Annotated in this window: 5 protein-coding genes; all 5 read right to left on the bottom strand. The window is 39.9% G+C overall.

Going from position 1 to position 9,611, the window contains the following annotated elements; translation table 11 throughout:
* The coding region (locus E1163_RS05965) for a hypothetical protein (protein WP_155170512.1) at nt 1-362 on the bottom strand (362 nt) is incomplete at its 3' end.
* Between the two features lie 94 nt (nt 363-456).
* The gene (locus tag E1163_RS05960; RefSeq protein ID WP_155170510.1) at nt 457-1,173 is read right to left on the bottom strand and encodes a hypothetical protein; all 717 of its coding nucleotides are present in this window, start codon (nt 1,171-1,173) and stop codon (nt 457-459) included.
* A gap of 64 nt (nt 1,174-1,237) precedes the next feature.
* Nucleotides 1,238-3,043 carry a lipase family protein gene (locus tag E1163_RS05955; protein WP_155170509.1) on the bottom strand — a complete coding sequence of 602 codons (1,806 nt, stop codon included), beginning with the start codon at nt 3,041-3,043 and terminating at the stop codon, nt 1,238-1,240.
* 220 nt (nt 3,044-3,263) lie between these two features.
* The gene (locus E1163_RS05950) at nt 3,264-8,690 is read right to left on the bottom strand and encodes a T9SS type A sorting domain-containing protein (RefSeq protein ID WP_155170507.1); all 5,427 of its coding nucleotides are present in this window, start codon (nt 8,688-8,690) and stop codon (nt 3,264-3,266) included.
* Between the two features lie 63 nt (nt 8,691-8,753).
* Nucleotides 8,754-9,611, bottom strand: an 858-nt coding sequence (locus E1163_RS05945) for an FISUMP domain-containing protein (RefSeq protein ID WP_281353095.1), incomplete at its 5' end; no start/stop codon positions are given.

Genomic DNA, 9,611 nt, shown 5'->3' with positions numbered 1-9,611 from the left:
GCATTACTAATAAGCTCCAAAAAAGAGGATGAAGTATATTGGTCAATGGCTGCATTGGCCTTGACTGCATATCTGTTATAAAACTTCCCTAATTGCTCCTTCATAACCTCCTCAGCCTGATAACTATGTTCCATTTGCATATAGTTATCCGAAACAACCGAGCTGTTGTCTTTATAGGAACCGTGTACTTTTACATCTTCATTATTTACAGGTACTGCAATGAATTGAAATTCATTGAGCTCTGCATTGAATTGATTTCTTTCAATCCGAAACTCTTTATTGTAGCGCTCACTTAAAAGATCTTGTAACTCTGGATTAGTATAATTTGTTGAGACCTCACATGAAGCAAAAAGGAGAACCAATAATAAAAGCCAATAATTTACGCTGTAGCAATCATGCACTATATTCCTTCAATTAAAGACAAATAATAAGCATACTTTCATAACTTCAATCAACCTATAAGCGGTTATACTGTTTGCCCTTCTTGTAAGGTGCAACAAGTTCCTGTATCCTCTCAAGCGTAATTTCAGGCTTCTCAGAAGAATCAAATTCAAAGGTCAATTCCTGTCTGATATATTTTCCTTTCGCTGATAAGTTATCATCGTAAGAATCGCTATTATAATTGAACCCAAACTTCATCTCATCCAAATTCTTACCCTTTAGAAACTCTGAATCCCAAAAGTAAATTGTAAAGGTAAAGGTACCATAAAACGAACCTTTAAAATGATTGGCTGCTTCTACAATACCGCTTAAAAAGCCTTCGTTTTCATTGCTTACTGTATCAAATAAATAGACTCGAAAGTTAGCTATGACATCCGCACTTTCGGATTGCGCTAATTCTGGAAAAGGAGGTAAGCTTCCCTCCTGCTTTTCCTGTAAGGGAGACATTACATTTACATCAACTGCGTACTTATCATAATAATCATCCAATAAATTTTTCAAGTACTCTTTACCTTGATAGCAGTTCAGCATCTGTAAATAGTTTTCCTCAATTTCAGATTGGTTATCTATATATGAGCCAAAAGCCTTTATCTCTGGGTTTTCTCTTTGATAAGCAACAAATTGAAATTTGTTCACTTGAAATACAAATTGATTACTTTTAATTTCAAATTCTTCATCATATCGCTTTTTCAAAATTTGCACCAAATCACTGTTACTATATTTTTTAGACATATCACATGATATAAAAGATAAACATAAAAAAGTGAAGCTAAGAAATCTCAAAAACCTCATCCTATTACCAATTTGTTACCCAGTCCCAAGCTCTGTTAATTCTATCTCTGGCAGCTCCCATACCACCTCTAACCCCTTGCGTAAAACCATCCCAAGCATTACTGGCCCCTCGTTTAAACCTATTATAACGGTCTACAGTGGACTCGTAAGTCTGTACCACAGAAATATAGGCTCTAAATATGTTTTGCAAGGCTCTGCCCGCACTTTGTCTCATCGGCTCTGCCACCGCTCTTTGCTCTTGATGAGGGTACGATTCATAGTGGGTGACGTCGGCATTTCTCTCAAGATTTGTCCCCATAACGCTATTGTCCATTCCAATTTCCGACCTCATACTATTGAAATGTGAAGCCCCAAAAACATGAGTACCATGAGACTCTCCAATAGTGGAAGCGGTAGAGGATAAGTATGTTCGTAATGCCTGAACATTCTGTTGGATACGATTTTTTATAACAGATAATAGTTGAATCTTCTGATAAAGCTCACCTAAGTCTCTAAAAGAGCCTATTGGCGTACGCAACTGAGGCCTAATAATATTAAGAATTTCTCTAACCGTCTGATTAAAAAGAGTAATATCAGCTTTTATCTCGGCAATAGAAGTCGTCAAAGTATCTAATAAAACCCTAACATCAAGTGACGCTCCAAAATTATGTTCAAAAACATCTCCTGGTAAGCTAACCTCACCTGCTTTGTCAACGATATCACCTGTAACTATATGATGCACTACTTCCGGACGTTCATTTTCAGGTAGATTATTAAAACGATCCACTGATTCTTGATCTATACCGGGTGATTGAAATGTTGCTACATTCCCTACATGTCCGGAAAAATTAACAGCTATATGTTGAGCCATTGCACCTCCAAGACTATGGCCGGTAACATCAACCATCCCCCCGGCATCCTCTAAAATACGCTCGATTAACATCCTGTTTGTAGCAAATTGGGTAGCTCCAACAGTTTGAGGATCCAAATCTGTATAAATTGTTAACAACTCTTCAGAACTTCCCCCAGGGACAGTACCTCTTATCGCAAGAATGTGATTTCTTTCACCTGTCCTTGAAGGTATCAAAACAGCTTGAAACCCAATTTGGGCTCCAGTGGACAAACCATACCACTGTATTTTATCCGGATTATATCCAGATGAAATCAACATTCGGTATTCTTTGTGCTGGATTTGTGATCCTTCCTGTTGATAAACCAAATGGTGGGCAGCGTATTCATATATTGCCTGCTGCGAAGCTATCCGATCAAGTGCTTGTTCTCCTGTTTGGCGCTGCACCACGGCTTTCTTCTGTACAGTCGGTGCCAAAGCTGCTCCTCCCCCTATACTGACTCTTTCTTTACGAGCTGCTTTTGCCCCCATTACATCAGCTTCCTGTTCCAGATTGGCATCATCGTTAACTGGTATGGCTTTCTTTTGAATCAATGCACCGAACGAACTGCCGTTCAGAGCACCATTCATTTTGGCTTGTATTGGTGTGTCAGCAGAAGTAGCTGTAGCCATTTTACTCCCTGAAAAATTGGAGTTCGCCTTTAGCTGAACCTTATCTTCCTCTTCTTCTGCATTATCTTTTCTCTGAACTGGCTGGCTGCTCAAAGACTGAGGTAAAGCTGTACCCGAAAAAGAAGATAAGCCTTTGCCCAAGCCACCAAAAGCCTGACTTAAAGAGGCAGATACCGGGTTAAACCCCGCCTTGCCATTAACATTGGGTCGTTTTGAGTTCGGAAGTAAATTATCCTTATCAAGGTTACTTGCCTTCTTGCCGAGATTAGCCGAAGACTGTTGTTGGTTTTGGAATAGGTTGTCTTGCATAGTTATGGAATATGCCTGCCGTACTAATATATAAACCCAGCCTTAGAAATAGAATTTAATTGGTGATTTATTTAAGGCACTGAATTTACGTTTATTTCAAATCTGATTATGATAGGGCTGCTATAAGCTGATAGTCAGCATGATAAAGTATTTACACTAATACTTTCATAAAAAAGCCGCCTCCCTATTAGGAAAGCGGCTCTATCACTTATAATCTCTATTACTTCTTCACAAATCTCCTGATCACCTGATCAGTACTACTATTTAACCTGATGGAGTATACCCCACTTGAGTAAGCCTCCGTGTTTAAAGTAGCTTTGTCCATACCTCTCCTAACAGTTCCTCTGTACACTTCTACCCCATGCAAATCATATACTGTTAAAGTGTATTCATCGCTTAACGGTGCAGGGAAAAGTATATTGATTTCCTTCTCTGTAGGGTTCGGGAACAAATGGATACCTTCCTTACTTAATAGGTCATCTACACCTGTTACCTTAGCCATAGGAGGCATTTTACTGGCTGGGATGCTCATATAGGCAGCCTGATAGATCTCTTTGTTCTTCTCGTTGTATACAGAAGCTACAATCATGAACTCTGAATCACCAGGTTCAACAGCAGGGTTCCAGCTTTGAACCACCCGCTCCACACGTGAATCCTCAGGTTGCCAGTCACCAAACAGCCTGTTACCTGCCGCGTTAGGCAATAATCTTCTCACCACATTATAGTAAGTATTTCCATCAATAGTTACCTGGCGTTCAACCACTGCCACCTGAACGATCAGGTTACCTTCAATAGCCTCAGCGGTCGCATTTTTACTAATTTCAGCAGTTATCTCAAGGGCTGTAGATACATCATCTCCCAGAGTAATATCAATATTAAACGGAGCTGAGATCAGTGCCCGGGTATTATAAGCATTAACACCCCAGCTTTCTCTAAAGAATGGTTCGTTTTTATAATACACCCCATATATACCATCCATAACCGTTCTCGGCACTTCGGCAATCGCATAATGCAATGCCCTCGCACTTGGATCAGCCTTATTAAACTGGTTCAGTGGATCTGCCCCCGGGAATGACGTATGGTATTGGATATCTATGACTTCCGGGCTTTTTCCTTCCACAAAAGTCCTCAGCTTACCATCTTCATCCCTTGATTCTGCACTGGATAGGTTGGTAAAATGCTCTAGTAATACAACACGGTTCCTGCTCTCAATGGTGAAATCGTCGAAGGCGAAGCCGTCGAAGGTTTTGCCAAATGGATTATCACTGGTACTTGCAAATGCTACCCTAAAACGAACTGGCCTATCACCAGCCTTTACACGTATCTCATCAAGTGGGAACTTAGCCAATGTCCAGTCGCTATGAAGCTTTCCTGACCAACCAAAACTTGCTCCACTTTGATTACCCGGCGACCCAACCAGTCCTTGCGTATTATACCACTCTAACCCTTCTTCAATACTTCCCAAGGTATTCCATTTAGTTGTATCTCCAATTGAATACTCAACAACAGCCCCATCGAACCCATCTTCTGTATCCGACCAGATTTTTAAGGAAAGAACGGGCCTGCTCAAGTCACTGATGTAAAAGCAAGGCCCTTCTATCCAGGAATCCTCACTTTTATTATAAGAATTATTAGGATTTCCTGAAGCATCCACTCCTGCATTGGTAATCCAAGCATTAGCCCCGGAAGCAGCACCTACTATCGTATCACCTTGTGGAGTACTTAACGACCAGCTGGATGCATTACCTAACTCCAATGCTTTACTTTCTATCCAGCCATGAGAGGAACCCTCAAAACTCTCTGCATAGAAACTCTCATCTGAGACTTCAATAACAGGGAATATACCCACCTTCTTTGTAATTTGACCCGTGCAAAAGCTTTCTGTCAAGATCGAATAAGTCACATCATAAACTCCAGCGGCAGAGAATTGATGCCTATACAGGCTATCAATATTATCTCCATCAGAAACAGTAGCTTCTCCGCCAAAATCCCAAAAGACAGAGTCTAGAACCTGACCAGCTGATGATAAATTGGTTATTATAGCATCATCCCCTTTGAAGAAGGTTTCTTCTCCTTCCCTAATTCTCGAGACACCAAAACCAATTGTAGGTTTAAAATTAACAAAATTAACAGTTTCTGTAGCAGATTCATTAACACAACCATTTTCATTGGTATATATATAATGAATCTTATAAACACCAATTCCAAAATCTGCCGGACTAAATGAAGCAACACCTTGAGTGCCATCATCAGAAACAGTAGCAGCAATAGTATCATATCTCTGCAGAGCTGCATTCCCAACAACAAACGCTGCCGTATTACCCACTACAGGCGCTGGTTCGGCTATTAGTGGAATTTGCCCCTCATAATCATTACAATATGTAGCATTTGAGAGTCCATGCATAACCAAACCATCGGGTAATGAGTTTATCAAAATATTGACAGTAGCTGACATACTTTGACACCCATTTATTCCTTGTGTAACATAAAAAGTAGCACTTCCTGGGCTTGCAGTATTCAACCCGGAATTAAAAACGGTTCCACTGCCAACCGGAGTTGTAAGATTAACATCGCTATACCAGGTCACTGAACTACCAGTTAAGGCGTTTTGAATAACAAAATTTTCAGGAGCATCTCCCTGACACAAAACTATATCATCAACAATTGGTGAGGGAGGAAGCTCATATACTTTCACATAAGCCTCTATACTATTGGCACAGCCTCCATTGTCAAAATAAGAATATACAATAGTATCATTTACAAAAGCCTCACCAATTGGAATAATTGCCTCACTGGGTTTGTAAAAGAATTGTTCACCAATTTTCTCAACGTTAGTCCCACTAAAATTCCCGGAAAATGTACCCTCCAAAAGAACATTCCCCGAATTCGCACAATAGAACTCATTAAGAGAAGTTACCTCACCTATTTCAGGGGTAATAATATTAGTTGTTTTAGACTGAAATATTTCTTCCTCTGAGGTAAGAGCATACAACTGAGGAAACGCGAGTTTATTATACTCCATGATGATGGCAGATTTTTTAGCAATCCTTTGTATCCTCGCCTCTTCCATACGCTGTAGTTGGCAATCAATAATACGCCCTGCCTCTAGTTTATAACAAGGATCCGGTCCAATATCACAGCCACTAGGATAACTTGGATTATCTTTATGACAAGGGTTGTTCATTACAAGGTCACAACTATAAGGATAATTTGGATTACGAGTATCGCAATCACTGCAACTACCTGGATAAGACGGGTTATGAGGATGGCATGGATTGTTCATAACAGCATCACAACTATTCGGATAATTCGGGTTGCGAGTATCACAGTCGCTACAACTACCCGGATAAGACGGATTGTCTGGGTGACAAGGGTTGCTCATGACAGTATTACAATCATATGGGTAGTTAGAGTGTCTAGGATCACATACAGTACAACTAGACGGGTTGAGGCTACAATCCGTACATGTATCTGGTCCATCATCCGGATAGTCAGGATGACATGGATCATTCATGATATCAGGGCAATCATAAGGAAAATTCGAATTTCTTGAATCACACTCGTCAACCGAAACAACTATCACTTGAACTTCAACGGATTCCATCCCGACTGCATATGCCTCGGATGGATGAAAGGTATACTGATAATTTGACGTACTTTGATAAATAGAAGGGTTGTTAATTTCTACTCCATTATGCAAAAACCTAAGTCTCTGATAAATTTTACCTTCTGGTATTAAATCCAGATTAACAGTTATAGTCGTTGTAGGTAAATTACTGCAATATCTACCTGATAGTGTTAGCGCACCTGCAAACACATCAATATTCATAGGAATTTCCCTTATGCACCCATCAGGGGATTTTACGGAGTAAATAATCTCATGACTATCCTCGCCAGCTATTTCAGGATAAAATTTATACCCATCAGCACCTTTAGCCACACCTGAACCCGAAATGGATAATGTGCCACCAGAATATGTAATATAATCTTCGAGAGACACAGGATCATTTTCAATGAAAAACGATGGATTTGATTCGGTTAAAGTTGCAGTTGGCAAATCATGAACGGTAAAAGCTCCAGAGAAGGCAGACGCCACACTAGTATTTTTATAGCCAGTAACAGAAACATTGTCTCCATTCTGAAGGTTAGAACTTGAATACGTACTTTCAGAGCTTTTAGCTAATGCTACTGTACTGCCAATTTTAAACTCATAATCATCCGCACCAAAGGCAAAAAAAGTTACACTTTCACCTGAACAAATTTCCAAGTCAGGCTCTGTCGAAGATAAATAAACTTCCAAATCTTTTGAGGTAGTTGCAGAAGTTATTGTTGAATAACTACTCTCAAGGCTTCCGTTTTTAGCTTTAACTCTGAAGTAATAAGTAGTATTAGCCAAAAATTTAGTAGCATCACTAACTGTTAGGCTATTGGTAGTCGTATTGGCAGGATTAAACCCCACAATCAAATTATTTGCAAAAGCAGTTGCATTGGAACCATTAGTGGAAATCTGAACATCGTAGTTCGCTGCACCAGTTACATCATTCCAGGATAAGGTAAATCCATTAGGGGTAGCACTCGGTACCGATAGTCCATTTGGAACTCCAGGGATTGTCATCTGACTGAAGGTGGCATAATCACTGATAAAAGTGCCCTTAACGGACCTTACTCGAAAATGGTAAGTAACACCGGGGCTAAGGCTGCTAATTGATTCCGTAATTGCCGAACCTGTACTTGTTGTTGACTGATTAGTGTAACCCGCCAAGGTAGTTGAAAAGTCACTCACCTCGGAAACATCCCAGTCATATGAATCAGCTTCCGGCTCATCATTCCAATTAATATCAAATCCATTGGCAGTAATTGCAGATGCACTTAAATTTGCCGGTGCTGCCAGCGGATTCGTAGTGGCAGAAGCGGTTGGAACGGTCCCACCTGTAAAGTAGTTGTAGGTTGCATCATCTGAGCCTACATTGTAAGGAATGATTGCATAAGAGTATGAAGTTTCGGGATCTAAACTAATATCGTCTGTAGAGGTTTGAAACTCATCAGTAACATGGTCAACCAACTCCACTCCAGCTAAACTACTCGGCGCGACACCATCAGTTATCATTGAAAAATCAAACGTTCCAGTAGTTTTAATAATAATGTAACCATCTGCATCCCCAAAATCATCAATAGATTCGTAAGTTATAGAAATTGAACTGGATGAATTGGCAGATGCTGAAAAAGTAGCTGGATAAGTACTTGGAGAAACAGCTAGGGTCCAAAAATCAATCTCATTAGCACTATAAATCTCTCCATCTGCATCAATTGCATATGCAACGTAAAAGTAATTTGTTTCGGGATTCAAACCTGTCAATGCCACAGAAAAAGAAGCAGTACCACCATCTGTTGCTGCAACTTTTGTTGCCCCAGTAATGAGTGATAATATTGAAGATTCCTTGTAGTATACTCCCTTTTCAGTGATCGTTCCGTCAGTTGATAATGATTCTCCTCCTGCTGTAGCAGATGAGGAAGCTATATTACTAACATTACTAGCTGTTATTGAAGCAGCAAAATAACCATTTGTGCCACCTATGTTTTTACCAGTAAAAGATGAAACAATAAAGCAAATTAAGATTAATACGGACAGTCTTATATATTTACTCATGAATTTGATGATTATATTTCAAGAAAAACTCTCTGAAACTTTTGAGATTTAAAGGCTTTAATATTAATTTTTAACACACCTTATATATAATCCTCGATCCTTATCACTTCCCGCTATATTAACTGAAGCTGCATCTTCTTGAAGAATAAAGTTTTGCGCATCAGTATCAGATGACTCATTACTTGCCCAATAAATCACTACAGCATCCAATCCAGCGTATGTATTATCTTCCTTTCTTCTACCGACCAAAGCTCCTTCAAAACCAGAGCTCCCTCCAACAACAAGTTTCTCGGCCGCAATGGAATTTCCTCCAAGTTCAGTTTCCAATTCATCCCATTCAGCTTTGGAGGGCAAATGCCATCCATCAGGAGCGGCCACTTGGGCAGCATACCAAGAATACATAGCGCCATAACTATCACAGTTTGCAGCTACACCATTATAACAATATCTAGCAGTATCGGAAGCTATATTCAGATTTTCAGCCATCCAAATCTGGTCTCCAATTTTTACTATGTTATACCTCTGCCCATCACGCTCATCAAGTAATGTCTCCAAATCAGAAGCCGTAACAGCAACAGTAGCTGTACAAGCATTAGCATCTTTAACAGTAAGTGTATAATTAGCAGCAGCTACATCGGAGAAAGTTGTTGTGGTTTGGAAAGTTGTTCCATCAAGTGAATATTCGTAAGGAGCTGTTCCTCCTGTAGCGGTTGCTTCTACGGTATATTCTTCTACAGCAGCAGTTACTGCTAGATCGGCACAAGCATCTTCTACTGTAACCTTGGTGGTGCTGGTACAAGCATTAGCATCTTTAACCGTTACCGTGTACTCTTTCGGATCCAGGTCTTCAAAAGTACCATTCGACTGAAATGTGCTTCCATCAATAGAGAACTCATAAGGAGTCTCTCCTCCTGTTGCAAC

Source organism: Fulvivirga kasyanovii (assembly GCF_009711405.1).
GTDB classification, from domain to species: Bacteria; Bacteroidota; Bacteroidia; order Cytophagales; family Cyclobacteriaceae; genus Fulvivirga; species Fulvivirga kasyanovii.
The sequence above is the reverse complement of the archived record's forward strand: the minus strand, read 5'-3'. Positions and strand labels throughout refer to the sequence as shown.